This window comes from Rothia sp. (in: high G+C Gram-positive bacteria) (assembly GCF_015265375.1).
GTDB lineage: Bacteria > Actinomycetota > Actinomycetes > Actinomycetales > Micrococcaceae > Rothia.
Genome location: NZ_JABZXW010000037.1, coordinates 1 through 21929 on the forward strand (window position 1 = coordinate 1; position 21929 = coordinate 21929).

Consider the following 21929-nt stretch of genomic DNA (forward strand, 5'->3'; position numbering starts at 1 on the left):
CCTCGCCCACTCTCAATCTTTGAGAATATGAAATGAAAATCCTCAATCATTGAGAATAAGTTCTGTACCTGATTTTGTTTCACAGGCTTATCGCTTGCATCAAACAATCGGCGCAAAGTTGCAAAAAGCAAAGGTCGAGGCTGAGTAACACCAAAAACACGCAATGCAGCAAGAGGGGGAATCCAGGCGTCGTTCCGATGTGTCCTCTTCTGCTTCTGCTCTCGAATACCGGATTCATAATTATAGGTAGGCTCATATACGATTCTGAAGGTAGATACGTCTTTAGAGAGAGATTTCAAAATATCTTCAGCATGCTTTTGGTTCTGCACTTCTTTTTCATAAACCTCAAAAATGTTTTTAGCACCACAAGGGATACCCCTAGAAATCAGATAATTGTAGAAATAATCATCTTCTTTGATCTGAATATTTGGAGTAGTATTACCTGATGCCAAAACGCTTAGAATTCCATTCCAGCTGTCACTATAAGCGTCATTATTTTCCTTATCGTCAGCATCCAGCATGCTCAGAAGGTGACTCTTGATAAGATCGGTTTGCGACAGATCCAAACCTCTCGCATTAAGGGTCATAAATACACGATAAGCTGCTTGAATATTATCCATCTGAATGTCAACAATTTCGAGATTTCGAACTTTTTTATACAAATCTACAATTACTTTTTTCTTATCGTCATCCAATTGAGCTTCATTTAAAATTTCATTAATTTTTGCAGTAAAGAACCTATGAGCTTCAATCAGTCGTTTAGATGCATTATCTTTAACATCTTTCAAGTCCGGAAGATTTAGTCGGCTAGGGGAATCTGGAGCATCGATAATTGATCGATAGTTCTTCCTGAACTTATCTTCTCCGGTTTCATGCTGTATCTTATAGAACCTATCTTCCGTATAAGGATCTATTGGCTTGATACAGTCCTCTACAACAGATAGGGATAGGTTAAGTCTTGCACGTGCATCACGAATAGCAGCAAGCAAAATAGATATAGTAGTTAACCTCTGCTGCCCGTCTACAATATAGTATGCTTTTTTCTTCTTCCCTTGATAGCGAATAATAGTCCCAATAAAATGAACTTCTTCGCTCTCGAGGTTAATTACATCATTCCATAGATCTTCAAAATTATCATTTTCCCATGAATATGGGCGCTGAAATCGGGGTATTAGCAATCTTTCTTCAGGATCATCAAGAAATTTTCCTATATTTGCGCTAATTACGCTGATACCTGCTTCTTTCAAAATAGTCTCCTTTGAACATGCAGTGTGTGGTGGCGCAATCGTCGGTGCTGCACCACTCTGATAGTACTATCGCTCCATGTCAGGGTGCAATCCACAACACACCAAACGCTAACAGAATCTCAAGTAAAACTTCAGCTCATCTCCCCCAGATACCAGCACACCCTCCTCATACGTTGAGCGGACACGCAAAAGGGGCACCGCTTCCACCCCCAACGGGTAGAGAACGGTGCCCCTTCCAGCACGACGGGGCGCATAAAGCTCCCGCCTGCAATCCTTTTAGCGGCGAGCGCGGCGCAGCTTCACCAGGCCACGGTTAATGTGTGCCGCCCAGAGCGGACCCTCGTACAGGAACGCGGTGTAGCCCTGCACCAGGTCAGCGCCAGCGTCCAGGCGCTCCTGCACATCCTCAGCGGTGGTCACGCCGCCAACCGAGATAATCGCGAGGTCGTCGCCGATTTCGCGCTTGAGCAGGCGCAGCACCTCCAGGGAGCGGGGCTTCAGCGGCGCACCGGAGAGGCCGCCGGCACCAATTTCCTTGACCTTGGTCATGTCGCTGGTCAGGCCCAGACCGTCGCGGGCGATGGTGGTGTTGGTGGCGATAATGCCGTCCAGCTTCAGCTCCTTAGCGAGGGCTGCCACCTCGATAACGTCCTCATCAACCAGGTCCGGCGCAATCTTCACGGTCAGGGGTACGTGGCGGTTGGGGCATACGCGGTCTGCCTCTTCACGCACTGCGGCAAGCAGCGGGCGCAGCGACTCGATAGCCTGCAGGGTGCGCAGACCCGGAGTGTTCGGGGAAGAAACGTTGACGACCAGGTAGTCTGCCTGCGGTGCCAGGGTGCGGGTAGAGATCAGGTAGTCCTCGATAGCGTTCTCAAGCTCGACGACCTTGGTCTTGCCGATGTTCACGCCGATGACCGGGCGTACAGCGCCGCGGTATTCGGTTTCGAGGTCTGCGCGGGCGGCAGCAACACGCGGACCTGCCGCTGCGGCGCCGTCGTTGTTGAAGCCCATGCGGTTGATAACCGCCTTATCTTCGACGAGGCGGAAGAGGCGCGGCTGCGGGTTGCCGGGCTGCGCCTGACCGGTAATAGTACCAATCTCGACGTGGCCGAAGCCGATACCAGCCAGCGCGGCAATACCCTTACCGCCCTTGTCGAAGCCAGCAGCCAGACCGAACGGCGAAGGGAAAGTAATACCCATGACGGTGGTTGCCAGTTCCGGTGCGGGCTGGAAGTACTTGCGCAGCGCGCGAGTGATGCCGACGTTGCGCAGGGTCTGAACGCCCCAGAAGCCGACGTGGTGTGCCTTCTCGGGGTCCATGCCCTTGAAGAAGATGTTGAAGAAGGTCGGGTAGATGCGCATTTGTTCTCCCTAAGGTTGGAGGGTGTGGGTGGTTTGTGGGGCTACTTATCGTTAGCGACGGCGTCGACTGCGCCACCGTAGCGGCGGTCGCGGCGCGCGTACTCTTCGACAGCCTCCCAGAGGGTGCGGCGGTCAACGTCGGGCCAGAGCACGTTCATGAAAATCATCTCGGCGTAGGCGCTCTGCCAGAGCAAGAAGTTCGAGATGCGCTGCTCACCGGAGGAACGCAGGAACAGGTCAACGTCCGGCAGGTCGGGCTCGTCCAGGTACTTCTGGATGGTCTTTTCGGTAATGTTGCCGGGCTTGAGCTTGCCCGCCACAGCATCCGCGGCGATAGCTGCCGCCGCGTCAGCGATTTCTGCGCGGCCGCCGTAATTCACGCACATGGTGAGGGTGCAGACGGTGTTATTGATGGTTTCGCGCTCGCAGTGTTCGAGCTCTTCGATGACGTTCTTCCACAGCTTGGGGCGGCGGCCAGCCCAGCGGATGCGCACACCCCAGGTCTTGAGGGTCTCCAGCTGACGCTGCAACACCTCGGTGGAGAAACGCATAATGAACGCGACTTCGCTGGGTGAGCGCTTCCAGTTTTCGGTGGAGAATGCGTAGGCGGTCACGTACGGGATGCCCATTTCGATAGCGCCCGCAACAACGTCCAGCAGGGCGGCCTCACCGGCGCGGTGACCCTCGGTGCGGGGCAGGCCGCGTTCGTTCGCCCAGCGTCCGTTACCGTCCATGACGACGGCGACGTGCTGCGGAATGAACTTCTTCGGAATCGGCGGCGGGGTTGCCCCGGTGGGGTGCGCGGGCGGAGGTACGGGCTGGGTGCGTGCCATGTGTGCCTTTCTTCCCTGGCGGGGTTCTCCCCCGGGGTCGTTTGCCTAGATATGCGCCAGAAATAAACGCTGGCGTGCTGTTAGCTATTTTACCGTGACATAGCGCGCCTGGGCGGGTGCTTCGGGGTTTATTTTGCCCTCTGATTGACGCACGGCTGACGCATGATTGCCGCACCGGCGTGCATCTAAACTATGCCGGTCTTTACAACGCCGGGTCTTTAGGGCGCAGGAATCTCTGCTTCGAGGGCGCTCGCCGTTTTGAGGGGGTGTTCGAGCAGGTTCTGAGTGGTTTTCAGGTAGAGTCCCAGAATTTTGGAGGCGACCGGCACCGGCGCCGCGTCAATAGTCGCCCAGGCGCGCGGATCCGCCGAAGCGGTGGCGAGCGCATAGCCGAGCTCTTCGGCACGCAAACCGGTCAGGGGTGTGTCGGTGGCGGGCGCGCATTGGGGGCAGAGGATCGTGTGATGCCCGTAGGTGTGGGCGGTGTGGAAGGCAATGTACCTTCCGCTTCCGCCTGCGCCGCTGGGAGCACTATTTTCTGCGCCGGTATTTTCTGCTCGGCTATTTTCCGTACCCTGGCTATCTGCGTTCACGAGGGGGTTACCGCATCGGGTGCAGTTCTCGCCGATGAGCGGCCAACCGGCGGCGTTCATGCTACGCGCCAGGTAGCGGGTCAGAATCCTCTGCGGCACATGCTGCCCGTGCGCGAGCGCGGCAAGCGCCCCGTGAGTCAGGGTGTAAATATCGGCGGTGTTGTCGGTGTCTTTGGTGAGTACTTCCGCCAGTTCGGCGATGGTGGAGGCGCAGGTGTACGCATCGTAGTTCGCCATAATCGGCGCGGTGTAGGCGTGCAGGGTCGCCGCCTGGGTAATAGTGTGCAGATTAGTACGACCGCGGCTGAAAGACAGGTCGGTGTGCATGAACGGTTCGAGTCGCCCACCGAATTTGGAGGTGGGTTTGCGTACAGCCTTGGCGACGGCGTGGGTGATTCCGCCGTCGCGGGTGAGCATGATGATGATGCGGTCAGTTTCGCCGAGTTTTTGGGTGCGGAGGATGAGGGCGTGGTCTCGCCAGGTGCGGGGTTCGCTCACGGGTGTCTCCGTTCTCGGTACATGCTCGGTAGGTGTGTGGTGGATGCTCAGTAGTTCTCAGTAGATGTTTGGCAGGCGCCCGGTAGACGCTGAGGGCAAGAGCTACGCGGGGTGTTGCGGGTACGGTTCGACCCCTGCCGTATTACCCCACATAGGGGTACCGGTCAGGGGTCGGTCCGTAACGTATGGGCGAGGCGCTATTTAGTCCTCGTACTCAATATCGTCGTCGATGTCGTCTTCATCGTCGAGGATTTCTTCAAGGTCATCCTCGTCTTCATCACCGTAGACGCTCAAGGGAGTGACCTCGTTGTACGCTTCGAAGAGGGCATCTTCGTAGGCTTCGAAGGCGTTGGCGATTTCTACGTATGCCTCATCGACGGCGGGGTCGTGCTCGCCGGTTCGGTTGACGACGGCGGTCAGGTGCGCCTCCAGCGCGTCAAGGAGGCGGGTGAGTTCGGTGCGAGGATCAATGCTCATGCCATTTATTCTACTACCTACAGGCCGATGGTGTGCGCCGGGCGGTCATGCGGCGGTTTAAACGCGGAACTATGAACGGGCGCGGCAGGTAAATCGGTGAATAAATTCGGGGCTGTGAAGAGAACGCCAAAGCCAGAGCGATAAGCCCAGATTGGTCAAGTCAGGCTGGGCAAGCCAGGTTGATAAAGCCAGACTGGTCAAGCCAAGCATGCATGCGGCACATCAAGCCCCGCATAAAAGACCTTACAGACACAGCGAACCCGCCGTCCCCAGCTTCCCCACTCCTCAAGGGGCGGGTGCCGGGTGCGGCGGGTTCTTCTGTCGGTTAGCTCAGCTTGACGCTGCGCCTACTGAATGTTTGCTTCTTACGGGTTGAGCCCGAGAGAATTAGAAGCCGGGTTTTTAGAAGCCCAGGGAAGCTGCGGATGCGCGGATTGCCTCAGCGGATGCCTTCAGCTGTGCCAGCTCAGCCTCGTTCATGGGAACCTCGAGCACGCGCTGGATGCCCTCACGGTTCACGATGGTGGGCAGGGACAGTGCAACGTCCTTGAAGCCGTACAGCTCGCCTGCAATGGTGGTGGAGACGGGCAGCACTGCGTTCTGGCCGCCGAGGAATGCCTCAGCGATACGTGCACCGGAGATACCGATTGCGTAGTTGGTGGAACCCTTGCCCTCGATGACCTTGTATGCTGCGCGCATAGCTTCGGTTGCCAGTTCTTCACGGACCTCTTCGGTGAACAGCAGCTTGCCGTCCTGCTTCCACTCGGTCAGGGGAACCATGCCGATGTTTGCTGCGGACCAGACGGGGAACTCGGAGTCGCCGTGCTCGCCAACAACGTTTGCGTGAACGCTCTTGATGGAGACGCCAGCCTTGTTAGCGATCAGCCAACGCAGGCGGGAGGAGTCCAGAACGGTACCGGAGGACAGCACGCGGTTTGCGGGCAGGCCGGTAATCTTCTGAGCCACGATGGTGAGAACGTCACAGGGGTTGGTGACGAGCATGATGATCGCGTTGGGTGCTACGGACAGAATGTTCGGCAGCAGCTTCTCGAGGATTGCGACGTTTGCGCCTGCCAGTTCGAGGCGGGGCTGGCCGGGCTTCTGGCGAGCACCAGCGGTGATGATGACCATGTCGCAGTCGCGTAGCAGTTCGATGTCGTCGCCACCGGTTACGGTTGCTTCGTGTGCGAACATTGCGCCGTGTGCGATGTCCAGTGCTTCAGCGTGTGCGCGCTTGCCGTCGATGTCGTACAGGACGATTTCGTCTGCGGAGCCGCGGACCATAGCTGCGTATGCGGTTGCGCTACCGACGCCGCCTGCACCGATGACGCCGAGCTTGGTGGGGTTGTTGACACCGTTCATTGCTGTATGCCCTCTTTCGTGAGAGTTATCCGTGTGGTGCGAGAGGATTCTCGCGGGGTTTATGAGGAAGCGGGTGTGTGCCTCGGGGGTGAATTTCCTTAGGGTGGGCGTTCTTCCCCGGTGGGCTCGCTTCGTTACTTTCTATTATGCCGCAGATTTTGCGTTTTGTGTTGGGTTATTTTGCTTTTTTCGATGGGTGCTGGTGACTTTATGGGCTATGAGGGGTGTTTTTCACTCACAAAACCAAATAATGACGTTCTGACCTTTTGAGCAAGGTCACATGTCGCTAAAGTAGCCCTCCACATCTACCGCGCCTCCGGAAGCCTCAAAATCAGCACGGACCGTCTGAGCCAACTCGTCATCAACCAGGAAGTCCAAAGCCACAGATGCCAACCCGAATGCCGCATCCAGGGCAGCATCAACCGCCGCCGGAGTGTCCGCACAGTGCGCGAACTCCACCGTATGCATACCGGTACCCTCAGGCGCAATCTGAATGAGCGGATGAATACCGGGCACACGCAGGCTCACATTACCGAAATCGGTCGAAGCCGCCAGCGTGTCACTGACCGTACCGGGCGGGTACGGGTGACGGCCCACCGAACGCTGAGCCGAAACCCAACGCTTGAGCAGCGGGCGGTTCGTGCGCACCGGCATGGTCATCGGCGAAGAATCCCACGTCACCTCCGCACTCACACCAGCCATGAGCGCCGCACCGCGCAGCACCTCCTCAACCCGTCGCGAGAGCGCACGCAGAGTCGGCGCGTGCTTAGAACGGATATTAATGTGCAAGCTCGCGGAGGCAGGGATCAGGTTCGGGGCGTCCCCACCGTGGTCAATAATCGCGTGAATACGGTCAGAACCGGGAATCTGCTGACGCAACAAACCCAAACCCTGATACGCCAGGTTCGCCGCGTCCAGGGCGTTACGACCCATAAACGGGTGCGAGGAAGCATGCGCGCTCACGCCCGTGTAGGTCACGCGACATTCACGGCGACCCAACCACGCCTGATCAGCCACATCGATAAAGTAGGGGTGCACCATAATGGCGGCATCCACCTGCTCGAACGCGCCGGCACGCGCCATTAGCTCCTTACCGGCATCAGACTCTTCGGCGGGCGTGCCGTAATAGAGAACCCTACCGCTGAACGCCTCGGGACCGGTGGCGAGCGCATCCGCCAGGGCAAGGAAAGCACCCAGCCCGGATACCGCAATGACGTTGTGACCGCAGCCGTGACCGATGCCCGGCAGCGCGTCGTATTCGGAGAGAATCGCGATGGTGCGGTGCTTGGCGGGGTCGTAGTCGGCGCTGGTGAGCTCCACCTTGAACGCGGTATCCAGACCGAAGGCAGGGTGCTCGATACTGAGGTTCGGGTGGGCTTCGCGGACCGCATCAACGAGCGTGCGGGAGGCGAAATACTCCTCGTAGGCAGTCTCAGGATGCGCGTGAATCGCCTTGAGAATTGCGGTCAAAGAATCCGCACGGGAGGCAACGGAATCGGCGAGGTCGCGGCGAATATGCGCCAGTCCGCTGTCTTCGTCGAGGCGGTGACCCCTTCCATGACCGCGGTGCGGGCTGTGACCCTTTCCGTGACCGTGGCGCTCGCCGTGGCGATGTTCCTGCTCAGGCTGCCCATGGTCAGCATGCTTCTGCTCGGGCTGCGCAGACCTACGCTTGCGGCGGTACTCAGCGGCACGCTTACGCTGCTCAGTTTCAAGGGCAAGAATCTCGGAATACTCGCTACCGCGCACACAATCAGCATCGGGCGCCTCGTATCGGCGAGTTGTTGCGGCGGGTCGGTTCGGTACCGTTTGAGCAGAGTTGTCGGAAGTGGGCTGGGTGTGGGCGGCGGTACCCTGTGCGTTCGCGTCAGTCATGCTTCTACGCTACCGTCTGCGCTCGCCGGGCGCTAGAGGGTCGGGCGTGATGGAGTCGAAAACACCCAAAAAGAAATTTGTGTCACATAAAAGAAAATTTGTATATATCCTAGGAATCTTTGATTCATAGGAGTAGCGTTAAGCACATGGGAGCGACAATCCAGCCGCACCCATCACCATCCGGCGCTAGCGATGCGAATGCCGGCAGGACAGTTCACAACCGGTCCAGACCATGTCGTTTGGGCCTCTGTCAATACCGTGACAGACCCATGGATGCGAACCGTACCGGCAAGCACACACCGCAGTGAGCGCCACAACCACGCTAAGGAGCTCCATCCCATGAAGGCAGCACGCTTCTACGACCGTAACGACATCCGCATTGAAGACATCCCCGCACCCGAAGCCGCTGCGGGCGAGGTTCTGGTCAAGGTCGCCTGGTGCGGTATTTGCGGTACCGACCTGCACGAATACCTCGACGGCCCCATCTTCTGCCCCCAGCACGGTCACCCCCACCCCATTTCTGGTGAGGACTCCCCCGTCACCCTCGGTCACGAATTCTCCGGTGTTGTTGAGGCACTGGGCGAAGGCGTAGACGACCTTGAGGTTGGCGACCACGTTGTTGTCGAGCCCTACATCATTCGCGATGACGTCTACACCGGCCCCGATTCCAAGGACTACCACCTGTCCAAGGACATGAACTTCATCGGCCTGGCAGGTCGCGGTGGCGGTCTGTCCGAGAAGGTCGCCGTCAAGCGCCGCTGGGTTCACAAGATCCCCAACACCATTCCCCTGGACGAGGCTGCACTGATTGAGCCCCTGAGCGTTGGCTACCACGCTGTTGAGCGTGCAGGCGAGTTCGAAGAGGGCGCATTCGCACTGGTGACCGGTGCTGGCCCCATCGGTCTGCTGACCTCCGCAGTTCTGAAGGCTAAGGGCGCTAAGGTCATCATCTCTGAGCTGTCCCCGCTGCGCCGCCAGAAGGCTCTGGACTCCGGCGTTGCTGACTACGCTTTCTCCCCCGCTGAGGTTGACGTTCTGGCTGAGATTCACAAGCTGACCGACGGCCGTGGCGCTGACATCGCGTTCGAGTGCACCTCCGTTCAGCCCGCACTGGACCTGATCCTGGATGCTCTCAAGCCCACCGGTAAGGTCGTCATCGTCTCCATTTGGGGTAAGCCCGCTTCCCTGGATGTTCAGAAGGTTGTGCTCAAGGAGCTCGATATCCGCGGCACCATCGCATACGTGAACTCCCACCCGGAGACCATCAAGCTCGTTGAGTCCGGCAAGATTGACCTCAAGCCCTTCATCACCGGCAAGATCGCTGTGGAAGACCTGATTGACAAGGGCTTCGACACCCTGATTCACCACAACGAGACCGCTGTGAAGATTCTGGTCACCACCGACCCGGAGCGTCTGGCTGAGTAATTCAGTTTCAGCTGATGTAGCTGCTCTTCTAGCTTCCTTAGCGTAGCTAGTGTGGGGTGAGGTTCCTTGAAGGAGCCTCACCCCACTACTTTTTTGCACGGTTTTTACCTGGCGCACAAAGCCGGGAATACAAAAATCCCCGGTTCCGAAGAACCGGGGATTATCTGTGCGCGAGGGGGGACTTGAACCCCCACCCTCTAATACGAGGACTAGCACCTCAAGCTAGCGCGTCTGCCTATTCCGCCACCCGCGCAGGTGACTTTCGAACGTTTTCCTTTCGGTGCCGTTCGAAGCAACACGTAATACTATACGGGCTTTCTGGACGCTCTGCAAATCGAAAGAGTATGTTCTGTGTCACATATTGAGTATCGTTTATCCCAAGCCATGCCACGACCCCTCACTTCTCAACTAATATGACGAGCATGCCCGTTCAACTGCCATATTTTCGGTCATAACGACTAGAATAAAGAGCATGAATAATGAGAACCTCTCCCGCGAAGAAGCCGCAGAACGTTCGGCTCTCATCAGTGTCGACACCTACGACGTGCATGTCGACCTGACCAACGCCAAGGACCCCGAATTCGAGTCCTACCCCACCGTCACCACCGTCCGATTCTCCTGCAACACCCCCGGTGCAGAAACCTTCATCGACTACATCCACCACAGCGTCGACTCCGTTAAGCTCAACGGCACCGAACTGACCCTGGCTGATGTCGTCAACGGCGCACGCATCACCCTGCCCAACCTGCAGGCAGAAAACGTACTCACCATCCACGGTCGCTCCTACTACTCCCGCTCCGGCGAAGGTATGCACCGCTACTTCGACCCCTCCGACGGTCGCGTCTACCTGTACACCCAGTACGAGCCCTCCGACTGCCGCCGAGTCTTCCCGAACTTCGAGCAGCCCGACCTGAAGGCAGTCTTCAACTTCCGCATCACCGCACCCAAGGACTGGGTCGTCAGCTCCAACGGCGTACTCGAAAGCCAGGTCGTAGACCCCACCGACGACTCCATCACCAAGCGAGTCTTCTCCCCCACCGCAAAGATCTCCACCTACATCACCGCAATCGTTGCCGGCGAATACTTCACCGCAACCACCACCTACAAGCCCAAGAGCAAGGTCAACAGCGGCGACATCCCCCTGGTCGCATACTGCCGCCAGTCCCTCAAGCCGCACTTCGACTACGACCACATCTTCATGGTCACCAAAAACGGCCTGGACTTCTTCCAGGACCTCTTCGACTACCCCTACCCGTACCCCAAGTACGAGCAGGCATTCGTGCCCGAATACAACATCGGCGCAATGGAGAACCCCGGCCTGGTCACCTTCACCGAAGACTACATCTTCGTCTCCGGCGCAACCGAGGACGACCTCGAAGGCCGCACCAACACCATCTGCCACGAAATGGCACACATGTGGTTCGGCGACCTCGTCACCATGAAGTGGTGGGACGACCTGTGGCTCAAGGAATCCTTCGCAGACTTCATGGGCACCCTCGGCGCTAAGGAAGCCAACAACTTCAACGACGCATGGGTCACCTTCGCGAACAACCGCAAGGCATGGGCATACATGCAGGACCAGCTGCCCACCACCCACCCCATCGTCGCTGACATCCCCCACCTGGAAGCAGCATCGCAGAACTTCGACGGCATCACCTACGCAAAGGGCGCATCCGTGCTCAAGCAGCTGGTCGCCTACGTCGGCTTCGACACCTTCATCGAGGCAGCACGCGTGTACTTCAAGCGCTTCGAATGGGGCAACACCTCCCTGAACGACTTCCTGCAGGTACTCAACGAGGTCTCCGGCCGCGACATGCAGGCATGGGCTAACGCATGGCTGCAGACCTCCGGCGTGTCCGCACTGGGCACCAAGCGCGTCTACGGCGAAGACGGTCAGCTCACCGACCTGATCCTCACCCAGGAACTGCCCGCACAGCAGCCCGCAGGTCTGGGCCGCCCCCACGTGGCAAAGCTGGAAACCTTCGCACTGACCGACGGCAAGCTCGTCTCCACCGGCCTGCTCTCCCTCGAGTACCCGGCAGAGCCCGTCTCCGAGTACCGCGTGGAGCTCACCGACGAGCAGAAGAAGCTCGTTGGCGAAGCTGACCTGCTCATGCTCAACGCAGAGGACCACACCTACGCCAAGGTTGCCCTGACCGACGAAGACGGCCTGCAGGCAGCTATCGAAGGTGTCTCCACCCTCGAGTCCGCGCTCTCCCGCGGCCTCATCTGGGGCTCCCTCTGGGAGAACGTGCGCGATGCACGCCTGCCCGTCACCACCTACGTCGACGCAGTCGTCCGCAACGTCTCCAAGGAGCCGAGCGCATCCCTGCTGGGCACCATGGTCAACAACGCACAGGTCGCCATCGCAACCTTCTCCGCACCCACCGGCCGCGAGCGCCTCTACGACGCTCTCTACGACGCATTCGCAGCCGCACTGGCACAGGCTAAGCCCGGCTCCGACGAGCAGCTGATTCTGCTGCGCGGCCTGATTTCGGTCTCCACCAACGCGACCAAGGGTGAAGAGCTCTGCCGCGATATTGCCCGCGGTGCGTTCGAAGATACCACCGGCGATATTGCTGATGCAACCGGTATTCCTTACGACCAGAACCTGGGTTGGAGTGCACTGGGTGCGCTCGCAAGCCGCAACCTGGTCACCGTTGAGGATCTGGACCGTGCGGCTAAATACAGCCCCTCCTCGATTTCTTCGAACGGTTACGCGTACGCGATTGCTGCTCTGCCCTCTGCTGAGCGTAAGGCTGCCGCATACAAGACCATCATGGAAGACGAGTCGCTGTCGAACGACGCTCTGGCTTCGACCATTAACGGTTTTGCTCGCGGTCCGGTTGAGCTGCGTGAGTCCTACTACGACTCCTACTTCGAGGCTCTGCTGCCTATCTGGGCGTCTCGTTCGATTGGTATGGCGACCCGCATTGTGCGTGGCCTGTACCCGAAGGCTCCGTACAACACCGGCTCCACCGAGGGTCTGGGCGTTGAGGGCAACCCCTCCGTGGCGCTGGCTCAGAAGTGGCTGGAGGCGAACCCCGAGGCTCCGTCGGCTCTGCGTCGTCTGGTTCTGGAGGCTCAGGACCACGGTCGTCGTTCGATTGTGGCTCAGAAGTTCAACGCTTCCCTGCAGGACTAAGCTGCATGGTTTGAGTAGCTGAGGCGGGGTGTGGACCGGTGCCTAGACTAGGTTCCGTTCTCCCCCGCCAGGTTCTCAATCCGCTGTGAGAGACTGCCGTTCGGCACGCTCCCGGTAACGCACCGGGAGGTGCCGAACGGTGGTCTTTTTCTGACTCATCTATAGAATTCACAGCGGCGGTGTGCCGTCTAAATATTTCCCTCATGCGGTGGTTCACGTACTGACGTGGGCACTCATTACCGGGGCAGTTTCACTGGGACACAAAACTATATGCACCCGGTGCTAAAAGACAGATAAATGTCACCCCTTTTTTGTGAGCTGTCCGCTCTGAAAGCATGAGAGAATAGACTAGGTATCCGCTCGCTTAGACATATCAGAAGGAGTTTTCAGTGGTCGATTACGCACTCGGTGATCGCGGTAGCGTTGACATTGTCACCGATGATTACTACGAAGCAGAAACCCTCCAAATTTTTGAGGAACTGCACATCGACCGTGAACGTATCTGGTACGGTGAAGCGCGTCTCGTGCCCGAACCGGATAACCCCTACGAGCCCAATAGCATCGCCGTCTACATTGACGAGTTCAAGGTAGGCCGCATGAGCGCGGCAGACTCCGCCGCGTACTGGGATTCCATTACCCGCGTGGTCGCCTCCGGCTACGAACCCATCGCGCACCTGCAGCTCTCCGCTGTTGCCGTACGCGCTGAAGGCGGCGGCATGCACGTGAAGAGCACCGGCGTGCTCTCCCTGTCCGCACCCAGCTCGCTCTTCCCCCTCAACGACGCACCGACCCGCGCGACCCTGCTGCCCCAGGGCCCGTCCATGAAGGTGCTCGACGAGAAGGAACACTCCGAATACTTGCACAGCATCCTGCCGCCCAGCGGTGAAGGCCGCGTCATTCTGACCCTGGAAGCTAACCAGCTGAAGACCTCCGACGGCCGCGTGGTTGACAGCGTGGAGGTGCGCCACGACCGCAAGCTCGTCGGTCGTCTGAGCACCCAGATGTCTGAGCAGCTCGCGCCCGTGATTCGTTACGCGTTTGAGAACGACCGCCTCACCAGCGCATGGGGCACTATTCGCGGTAACACCCTCGAGCTGTCGCTGACCGTTCAGGCTGCACGCCCCGCAGATATTCCGCAGGAATGGTACGAGACCCTGCCCAACAACGTTCCGGCTCTACTGCCCGTTGGTGAAGAATACGAGGTGCCCCCGGCATTCGTGCCCACCGAAGGCGAACGCCACTACCTGGAGTCCTCCGCACAGCAGGCGCCGAAGAAGCGTCGCGGTTTCATGAGCTCCCTGACCGGTGCTTCCTCCGCACCCGAGCCGACCCGCAGCGAACCTGCCGCGGAGAAGCCGGTTATCGAGTACAGCATTGAGGAAGAGGAATACTACGAGCCCTCCGAACGCGAACGTCTACTGAACCTAGTCAAGGGTGCAGGCCTCGCAGTTCTGGTCGCTGGCCTGATTTCGATGCTGTGGACCCCGATGCTCGGCATGCTCATCGCGATTCTGGGTGGCGCTATCGCGGCTGTAGCGTTCTACTTTGGTCGCCAGCCCCACTACGACGACTACGAGGAATACGACGAGTATGAGGAAGAATACGAAGAGACCGACGAGGCTGAAGAAGCAGACTCGAAGGCATAAACTCCTCCCCAACAGGACGTAAAAATACGAAGGGGCGGCTACCCCACCATCACGGTGAGGTAGCCGCCCCCTTTGTGCGCCCCAGCGGATCTCATGAACGGTTCTCTACACGCTAACGAAAGCCCCAGCGGGTGCCCACATTCCGGGAACTTTCTCGAATCGGTTAAAAACCAGCGGGGGTGAAAGCCTCATCAGCTTTCACCCCCGCAAGGAGTCAGACCTTAGTCCTGACCGTAAGTCGCCATGAACTGATCCATCGTGTCATTCTGCAGAGCATGTGCCAGCTGCGCATTTGCAGCCTGGTCTACAAAAATGATTGACTGACCATCGTAAGACCAGCCCGGACCCGCGTTCGGCAGGGTGGTCATACGCATCGTGGTGTCACCACTAGTCAGCACCGGAGCCGCAATCTGAGCAATCTGCGCTGCGTTTAGACCCTGGTCCACACGCATGTAATCGGTCAGAGACTCGATAGAGGACTGGAAAGATGCCACGTTGCTCAACGCGCCCTTCGCCTTCATCGTGTTGTACAGACCGCGCAGGAACGCACGCTGGTTACGAACACGCTGGTAGTCACCATCAGCGAAAGAGTAACGTTCACGGACGAAGCTCAGAGCGCCACTACCGTTGAGGTGCATCAGGCCCGGAGTAAAGGTCCAAACGTTACTGGTGAATGCGAAGGGAACCTGGACATCCACGCCACCAATAGCGTTCACGAGAGACTTGAAGCCTTCAAACTCAATCTCAGCCACGTGGTCGATCTTGACGCCCACCAAGTTCTCGATGGTAGCAACCTGCAGGGAAACACCACCGTAGTTCAGTGCAGCATTCACCTTAGCCGTGCCGTAGCCGGGAATATCAACCCAGGTATCTCGCATAATCGAGATGATGTACACGCCCTTGCCGTCGGCCGGGATGTGCATGAGCATAATGGTGTCTGCACGGGAACCGCTCACCAGAGCTGCATCAGCGCCGGTACGAGTATCGCTACCGAGCAGCAGGATATTCTTGCCGGGACCCTTCACAACGCCGTAGTTATAGCCGTTATCCAGGATACCGTCGCCGTCCTTATCGTGCTCGCTGGCGTTCGCCGCAAGAGCCGCAGCTGCATCTGAGCCACCATTTGCGGAGTTGCCACCAGTGTCCGAGTTAGTGACGGTCGGAGCCTTCAGCTCCGTCACGTTGAGCTTCTTAGCCTCGCCAAGCTGCTCCTTAATTTTGCTGAGGTCTTCATCCACCTTAGTGATGGAGTCGAACTTCTCGGTCTTGCTATCCCAGGTGTGGCCAGCACGCCAGATAAAGAAACCAATACCGAGGGTAATAACCAGCAGAAGAATCAGCAGGATCAGCAGAATACGCTTGACCCATTTCTTCTTCTGCGACGGTTCAGAGTGAGCGTCGCTCATTAAGTTGTCCTTTGTTTGAGGTGGTGATACGCGAGGTGCGCGGCGCATCCAGCGAAGTCTCTAGAGTGCAGAGAGCCGGAAAATAACCCGCCGATGTGGGGCGGTGCTGGAGGGCACAGAAAATGCACAGCTCGCAAAATACTTTCCCATTGTAACGCCGTCAGCGGGTCTACGCACCAGTGAACGAAAGGTTTTACATTACAACTTTCCTCACGTTCGCGCGAGCTATTCTGCGATGGTTCGCAGAACGCACAATGCCCCGCCTCCCTGAAAACCAAGGAGAACGGGGCATTGATTTCGCTAAAAAGCAAAACTGGGAAAGAAGATTTACTTCTTACCGAAGTTGCCGAAGCGTGCGTTGAAGCGCTCGACGCGACCTGCGGAGTCCATGATGCGCTGCTTACCGGTGTAGAACGGGTGCGACTCGGACGAGATTTCAACCTCGACGATCGGGTACTCGTTGCCGTCTTCCCACTTCTCGGTCTTGTCCGAGGTCATGGTGGAACGGGTCAGGAAGACCTTGCCGGATGCGAGGTCGCGGAACAGAACCAGGTTGTAGTCCGGGTGGATTTCTGCCTTCATTGATTACCTTCTTCTGCTACTGGATTTTGCCAGTAGCCCTTATATAGATGGAGTAGGTTTTTCGATGTGCAGCTATCGAGAAAATCTCAGAGCGCATCACCATTGTGCACGCATAGGGCGCGCACAACCCATTAAGGGTACCACCTTCACGGATTAAATCCCAGTACGTTCCCTCACAGGCACCAACCTAGCTGCCGCAAGAGCACCCGAAGAAGGCGCTCACGGGGGTTAAGAATCAAGCTAGGAACTCAGGTTATGAACGCGGGCGGGTCTCCCAGAACGCCACGGCGCTTGCCGCCGCAACGTTCAAAGAATCCACGCCGTGCGACATCGGAATCATCACCGTATCGTCACACGCAGCCAGGGTGCGGGGCGACAGTCCGTGCCCCTCCGTGCCCAGAATCAGCGCCAGCTTCTCATCCCGGCGGGCAGACAGCTCCTCCAGGGTCAGCGAGTCCTCTTCCAGTGCGAGCGCTGCGCTCTTAAAGCCCAGCTCGTGCAGGGTCTGCAGGTCGGCAGGCCACGACTCTAGGCGAGCCCACGGCACCTGAAAAACGGTACCCATCGACACGCGAATCGAGCGGCGATACAGCGGATCAGCGCACCGCGGAGTCACCAGCACAGCATCCACGTCCAACGCGGCAGCCGAACGGAAAATAGCGCCCACATTCGTGTGGTCCACAATATCTTCCAGGATCGCCACGCGAGAGGCACCCTGCAGCAACTGCTCCAGAGGCTGCGGCGCAGGACGAGCCATCGCCGCCAACGCGCCACGGTGCAGATGAAAACCGGTCACCTGCTCCAGCTGCTCCTCACTACCCACATACGCGGGAGTGTCAGGATGGGCGCGCAAAACATCCGCCAGGTCATCAGCCCACTTCTCACTCATCAGGAAAGAAACGGGCTGATGACCGGCAGCGAGCGCACGACGAATCACCTTCGAGGACTCCGCAATGTAGATGCCCCACTGCGGTTCCATGGCGCTACGGAGCTTCACATCGGTCAGCTGCGTGTAGTAGCGCAGAGCCTGCTCGGGTGCCTGCGCCAGAGCCGTGACCGACTCGATGGCGTAGACACGCTCGGCACGCTCAGCGATCTGTTCGGCGCTCAGCTGCTTGGGGCCACGACTCATGCGCGCTTGAATGCGGAGTAACGACCCGCGGCAGTGACGGTCAGAGCCAGGTCCATGTCGTAGGTTGCTGCGAGGTTTGCCTCGGTAATGGTGGACAGGATCGGGCCTGCAGCGACCACGCCGCCGTCACGGACCAGCAGGGCGTGGGTGAAGCCAGCCGGGATTTCCTCGAGGTGGTGGGTGATGAGCACGGTAGCCGGTGCGTAGGGGTCAGCGGCAAGCGCGGTCAGGCGCTCGACCAGGTCCTCACGACCGGAAATATCCATACCTGCGCCGGGCTCGTCCAGCAGCAGCAGCTCGGGGTCGGTCATCAGCGCGCGGGCAATCAGTGCACGCTTACGCTCGCCGTCGGAGAGGGAGCCGAAGGTGCGGTCAGCGAGGGTGTCAACGCCCCAGTCAGCCAGCAGTTCGGTGGCACGCTCGTCATCCATGACGTCGTATTCTTCCTTCCAACGGCCGGACACAGCGTACGCTGCGGTCACGACAACGTCGGAAACCTTCTCGTTGGCGGGAATCTGGCTAGCCGAAGCACCGGAGGACAGACCAATGCGCGGGCGCAGGTCGAACACGTCAACAGCGCCGAGGGTCTCGTCAAGGATTTCAACCTCGCCGCTGGTCGGGTGCAGGCGAGCTGCCGCAATCGACAGCAGAGTGGACTTGCCGGCGCCGTTCGGGCCCAGAACGACCCAGCGTTCACCTTCGTTCACAGTCCAGGAAACGTCGTTGAGAATCTTGCGGCCGCCGCGAATCACGGAGACATTCTGAAGGTTGAGTACGGTGCTCATGGTTCTTCTTCCAGTGAGTTAGATGGATGGGATGCGCCTCCTACCCCGCAAACCCGTACCGGGGTGTTGGTGCAGTAGGCGCATAGTGCGTGGGTACCCCACATTGGGTTCCTCACGCAAAGAATAAGGGGCTACAGGTGCCGTCACGGAAGGCGTGAGCGCGTCCGTAACGGCACCTGAAGCAACAGAGGTATTAGTCGATGAAGCCGCGTGCGCCGCCGACCAGCTCAACGTGGCCGGTCTCAACGTCTGCGGTGACCATCTTCGCGATTTCCTGCGCGAACTCGTTGACGGTGTAGAGCTTGCCGGCAGTCTCGCGGCGCTGCTCAATAGCGCCGGGGTGCAGGCGGTTCAGCAGGGTTGCGGTGACGGTGCCTTCAATCATGTCAGCGGATACCACGACCAGGGAGATACCCTTCTCGGAGAGTGCAGGAATCTCAGCGATCAGTGCGTCTTCGCCTGCGCGCTTGGACTCTGCGACGGGCTTGTATTCGTCCATGGTCTCAACTTCGCGGATGAAGTGTGCCTGGTGGCTGGTCACGAACACGATGCGTGCGCCCTCGGGCATCTTCTCTGCAGCCAGGCGTGCCAGGTTCAGCTGTGCGTCGCGGTTCAGGCGCATTGCGTAGTCCTCGCCCATGCCGGTCTCCATGCCGCCCGAAGCGTTCAGAATCAGGTAGTCCAGGGAACCGAAGGTCTCCACAGCGGTGTTGACCAGGTTCTGCAGGTCCTCAGCCTTGGTCACGTCAGCCTGCACTGCAACTGCCTTGCCGCCAGCCTCTTCAATAGCCTTGACGATCTTGTTTGCGCGCGGTGCCTTGGAACGGTAGTTCACCACAATGTTCGCGCCCTCAGCGGCGAGAATCTGTGCGGTGTCTGCGCCAACGCCGCGGGAGGAGCCGGTGATGATAATGGTCTTGCCGGTCAGCTGTGCCATAGTTTTATGTCCTTAGGTTTAGAAAGGGTACGCCCACGCTCGGGCGCTTCATGCAGTCCGTTCGGGGTGGGCTTAGTGGCCCATGCCCAGGCCGCCATCAACGGGGATGACAGCGCCAGAAATGTAGCTAGCCTCATCGGATGCGAGCCAGCGAATCACGCGAGCAACCTCTTCCGCCTCCGCGAAACGGCCAGCCGGGATGGATGCGAGGTAGTTCTTCTTGGTTTCCTCGGGCAGAACCTCAGTCATTGCGGTGTTAATGAAGCCCGGTGCCACCACGTTAGCGGTGATGTTGCGGCCACCCAGCTCGCGGGTGATGGAGCGTGCCATACCAACCAGCGCCGCCTTAGATGCGGAGTAGTTGACCTGGCCGGGGGAACCGTACAGACCCACCACGGAGGAAACGAGGATAATGCGGCCGCGCTTGAGCTTCAGCATGCCCTTGATAGCACGCTGAACCACGCGGAACGAACCGGTCAGGTTGGTGTCGACCACGTCGGTGAAGTCGGATTCCTTCATGCGCATCAGCAGCATGTCGCGGGTGATACCTGCGTTGGCGACCAGCACCTCCACGGGGCCGAATTCTGCTTCAATTTCCTTGAAAGCTTCGTTAATGCTGTCGGCATCGCGCACATCTGCCTTGACGGCGAAAAATTCTTCGGGGGCCTCACCGCTGCGGTAGGTGATGCAGACGTTGTGGCCTGCTGCCTGGAATTCCTTGGCAATTTCGTAGCCGATGCCTCGGTTGCCGCCGGTGACCAGCACGGTCTTGGGAGTGTTCTCGCTCATGAGCTTCCTTGATGAGTCGACCCCTCGCAATCAGAGCCGATGCAGCGGCTACGCGGTTGGGGTGTGGACGGATGGACAGTCGAACCTTATTTTACCGCGTTTTAGGGTGATGGTGCCGCAGGCTACACTCCACTCTTGGGTACTGAGCGTTCACTCCCCTTCTTTTACATGCCTCATCGGGCGCGTACACTAGCTGAAGCGGAACAGCCCGCACCCCTTTTCTGCGGGGTTACGCGGGCACGGAATAACACCGCACCTAGAGGCGCAATAGTAAGGATAAGAAGACATGGATCTGCTCGGTTCACTCTCACAGGATGCACAGCCCGAGTACGCCAAGTGCTCCCGCAAGGGCTGCCAGCAGGCTGCAGAATTTCAGCTGCTCTGGAACAACCCAAAGGTGCACACCCCCGAGCGCCGCAAGATTTGGCTGGCATGCTCGGAGCACGTGGGCTGGTTGGAGAACTACCTGCGCGAGCGCGAGTTCTGGAAGCAGACTCTGCCGTTTGAGGGATAGCGCCGGCTGAGGTGTAGGCCAGCCTGAGAGGTGGCGCCGTTTGAGAGATAAACCCACCTATCGAAAGTAATTTCGATATATGCTATATTTGTTCTAATACATTTGGGTATAGCACCCCGAGGCACAGAGTCATCACACTCAAGGAGGCACCTCCCCATGATGGGCTATTCGCACACCGTCAGCGCCGCAGCTGGCTGGCTCGTGCTCGTCGAAACGGGAGTAGTGCAGGTTCCCGATACCCCCACCCTCATTGTGACCACCCTGGCGTGCGCCGGTGCGGGTATGCTACCGGATATTGACCATCACAACGGCAGTATCGCCAACTCCATTCCGCCCATTTCACGATGGGTAGCGCGCATTGTCGGGGTGGTCAGCGGCGGGCACCGCAAGGGAACACACTCCATCCTGGGTTTGGTCGCCTTCTGGGCGATTGCCTATTTCAGTGCCAACCTGAGCTATAACGGAATCCCCTGGGCCTCGCTGCTCCTTGCGGCGTTCTCGGGCGGTCTGGCATTGCGTGTGCTCGGTGCACCGGGCGGATGGATCGGTGCCGTCGCCCTCGGATACGCCGCCTACACGACCGATTCGCTGGCACTACTCCCCTGGGCTATTTCAGTCGGAGCCACGATTCATCTGATTGGTGACCTGCTCACCACCCGCGGACTGCTACCCCTTTATCCCATCGTTATCAAGCCCCTGGTGGCGTCTCCCTTATGGAAAAAGAGTGGCTACATGGCGCTCCCGGTCCTGGGTGATGCCGGTAGCGTGCGCGAGAAGGCACTCGTTCTAGCACTGACCGGCTACGTTGCCTGGTATGCGGCAGCCATGATGGGCTTTACCGAATACCCCCTGCAAATGTTCGGGCTGGGTATTCACGCCGCATAACGTACAGAGCCCAGGCAACACGACTCAAGCAGTAGTGTTCGTCTAACAGAATTTAGACAGCAAAGCGCCCCATCACTTCCTTACGGAAGCGGCGGGGCGCTTTTCTAATCCTTATCCCGACCTATCGGGGTGAGAGATTAAGCGTCCTGGATGGGCCAGAAGACGTCAACCTCAACGTTCTCTTCACCGGAGGTGGGGTACTTCTCGAACTCAGTGTTGTGCATTGGTAGTTCTCCTTCGTGAGCGGGCGGGAATCTCTTCTCCCCCGCGTTAGCTCACCATCGGTAGTGAGCCCTAATGTTTCGCATTTGCGTCCTCGCAATGGCGGGAACAGTTATAAGTCTACGCCCCACGCATGTTGTGTTTCTACCATTTTTCCCACAATGTATGTAGAGACACACGAAAAATTCAAAAAGCCCACACAGACCCCCTG

At 58.4% G+C, this 21929-nt stretch carries 18 protein-coding genes and 1 tRNA gene; 5 read left to right on the forward strand and 14 right to left on the reverse strand.

The features are described from left to right. The 7 genes from HXO69_RS05970 to HXO69_RS06000 all read right to left on the reverse strand — a co-directional run. Positions 1-1247: DUF262 domain-containing protein (locus HXO69_RS05970; protein WP_296545905.1), on the reverse strand; the 1247-nt coding region annotated here is incomplete at its 3' end. A gap of 276 nt (positions 1248-1523) precedes the next feature. Next, positions 1524-2612: a quinone-dependent dihydroorotate dehydrogenase gene (locus HXO69_RS05975; protein ID WP_049341239.1), complete on the reverse strand. Its 1089-nt coding sequence runs from the start codon at positions 2610-2612 to the stop codon at positions 1524-1526. 41 nt (positions 2613-2653) lie between these two features. Next, positions 2654-3445: an isoprenyl transferase gene (locus HXO69_RS05980; protein ID WP_070691585.1), complete on the reverse strand. Its 792-nt coding sequence runs from the start codon at positions 3443-3445 to the stop codon at positions 2654-2656. 218 nt (positions 3446-3663) lie between these two features. After that, a complete protein-coding gene (gene recO, locus HXO69_RS05985) occupies positions 3664-4536 on the reverse strand; it encodes a DNA repair protein RecO (protein WP_296545908.1) in 873 nt (290 codons plus the stop codon). 201 nt (positions 4537-4737) lie between these two features. Then, positions 4738-5013 (reverse strand): hypothetical protein, encoded by a 276-nt coding sequence (locus tag HXO69_RS05990; RefSeq protein WP_005506054.1) that lies wholly within the window; start codon positions 5011-5013, stop codon positions 4738-4740. A gap of 402 nt (positions 5014-5415) precedes the next feature. Then, a complete protein-coding gene (locus tag HXO69_RS05995; protein WP_296545910.1) occupies positions 5416-6375 on the reverse strand; it encodes an L-lactate dehydrogenase in 960 nt (319 codons plus the stop codon). A gap of 276 nt (positions 6376-6651) precedes the next feature. Then, positions 6652-8250 carry an amidohydrolase gene (locus HXO69_RS06000; RefSeq protein WP_296545912.1) on the reverse strand — a complete coding sequence of 533 codons (1599 nt, stop codon included), beginning with the start codon at positions 8248-8250 and terminating at the stop codon, positions 6652-6654. 339 nt (positions 8251-8589) lie between these two features. Here HXO69_RS06000 and HXO69_RS06005 point away from each other — a divergent pair, with 339 nt between their 5' ends. After that, positions 8590-9675, forward strand: coding sequence for a 2,3-butanediol dehydrogenase (locus tag HXO69_RS06005; protein ID WP_049341248.1), 1086 nt, complete (start codon positions 8590-8592; stop codon positions 9673-9675). A gap of 167 nt (positions 9676-9842) precedes the next feature. Here the strand turns inward: HXO69_RS06005 and HXO69_RS06010 are convergent. Further along, positions 9843-9928: transfer RNA gene (locus HXO69_RS06010), tRNA-Leu, on the reverse strand. Between the two features lie 219 nt (positions 9929-10147). Here HXO69_RS06010 and pepN point away from each other — a divergent pair. Together pepN and HXO69_RS06020 are read left to right on the forward strand one after the other, a co-directional pair. Beyond that, positions 10148-12820 carry an aminopeptidase N gene (pepN, locus tag HXO69_RS06015; protein ID WP_296545914.1) on the forward strand — a complete coding sequence of 891 codons (2673 nt, stop codon included), beginning with the start codon at positions 10148-10150 and terminating at the stop codon, positions 12818-12820. 389 nt (positions 12821-13209) lie between these two features. After that, a complete protein-coding gene (locus tag HXO69_RS06020; RefSeq protein ID WP_296545915.1) occupies positions 13210-14466 on the forward strand; it encodes a hypothetical protein in 1257 nt (418 codons plus the stop codon). A gap of 221 nt (positions 14467-14687) precedes the next feature. On the opposite strand, the gene HXO69_RS06025 is transcribed toward HXO69_RS06020, so the two are convergent. From HXO69_RS06025 to HXO69_RS06050, 6 genes are all read right to left on the reverse strand, one after another. Further along, complete coding sequence (locus HXO69_RS06025; RefSeq protein WP_296545916.1) at positions 14688-15872, reverse strand: LCP family protein; 1185 nt, start codon at positions 15870-15872, stop codon at positions 14688-14690. 327 nt (positions 15873-16199) lie between these two features. Further along, positions 16200-16454, reverse strand: a complete 255-nt coding sequence (locus HXO69_RS06030) for a type B 50S ribosomal protein L31 (protein WP_005506069.1) — start codon at positions 16452-16454, stop codon at positions 16200-16202. 253 nt (positions 16455-16707) lie between these two features. After that, on the reverse strand, positions 16708-17586 hold the full coding sequence (locus HXO69_RS06035) for an RNA methyltransferase (RefSeq protein ID WP_296545918.1): 879 nt from the start codon (positions 17584-17586) through the stop codon (positions 16708-16710). Then, positions 17583-18371, reverse strand: a complete 789-nt coding sequence (locus tag HXO69_RS06040; RefSeq protein ID WP_296545920.1) for an ABC transporter ATP-binding protein — start codon at positions 18369-18371, stop codon at positions 17583-17585. Before HXO69_RS06040 ends, HXO69_RS06035 begins: the two co-directional genes overlap by 4 nt. Positions 18372-18564: 193 nt before the next feature. After that, the gene (locus tag HXO69_RS06045) at positions 18565-19308 is read right to left on the reverse strand and encodes an SDR family oxidoreductase (RefSeq protein WP_049353098.1); all 744 of its coding nucleotides are present in this window, start codon (positions 19306-19308) and stop codon (positions 18565-18567) included. 72 nt (positions 19309-19380) lie between these two features. Beyond that, positions 19381-20097, reverse strand: a complete 717-nt coding sequence (locus tag HXO69_RS06050; RefSeq protein WP_005509097.1) for a beta-ketoacyl-ACP reductase — start codon at positions 20095-20097, stop codon at positions 19381-19383. A 286-nt stretch (positions 20098-20383) separates the two neighbouring features. Between HXO69_RS06050 and HXO69_RS06055 the strand changes: the two genes are divergently transcribed. Continuing rightward, on the forward strand, positions 20384-20611 hold the full coding sequence (locus HXO69_RS06055) for a hypothetical protein (RefSeq protein ID WP_005506080.1): 228 nt from the start codon (positions 20384-20386) through the stop codon (positions 20609-20611). A 156-nt stretch (positions 20612-20767) separates the two neighbouring features. Further along, a complete protein-coding gene (locus HXO69_RS06060; RefSeq protein WP_296545922.1) occupies positions 20768-21496 on the forward strand; it encodes a metal-dependent hydrolase in 729 nt (242 codons plus the stop codon). The last annotated feature ends 433 nt before the right edge of the window (positions 21497-21929 follow it).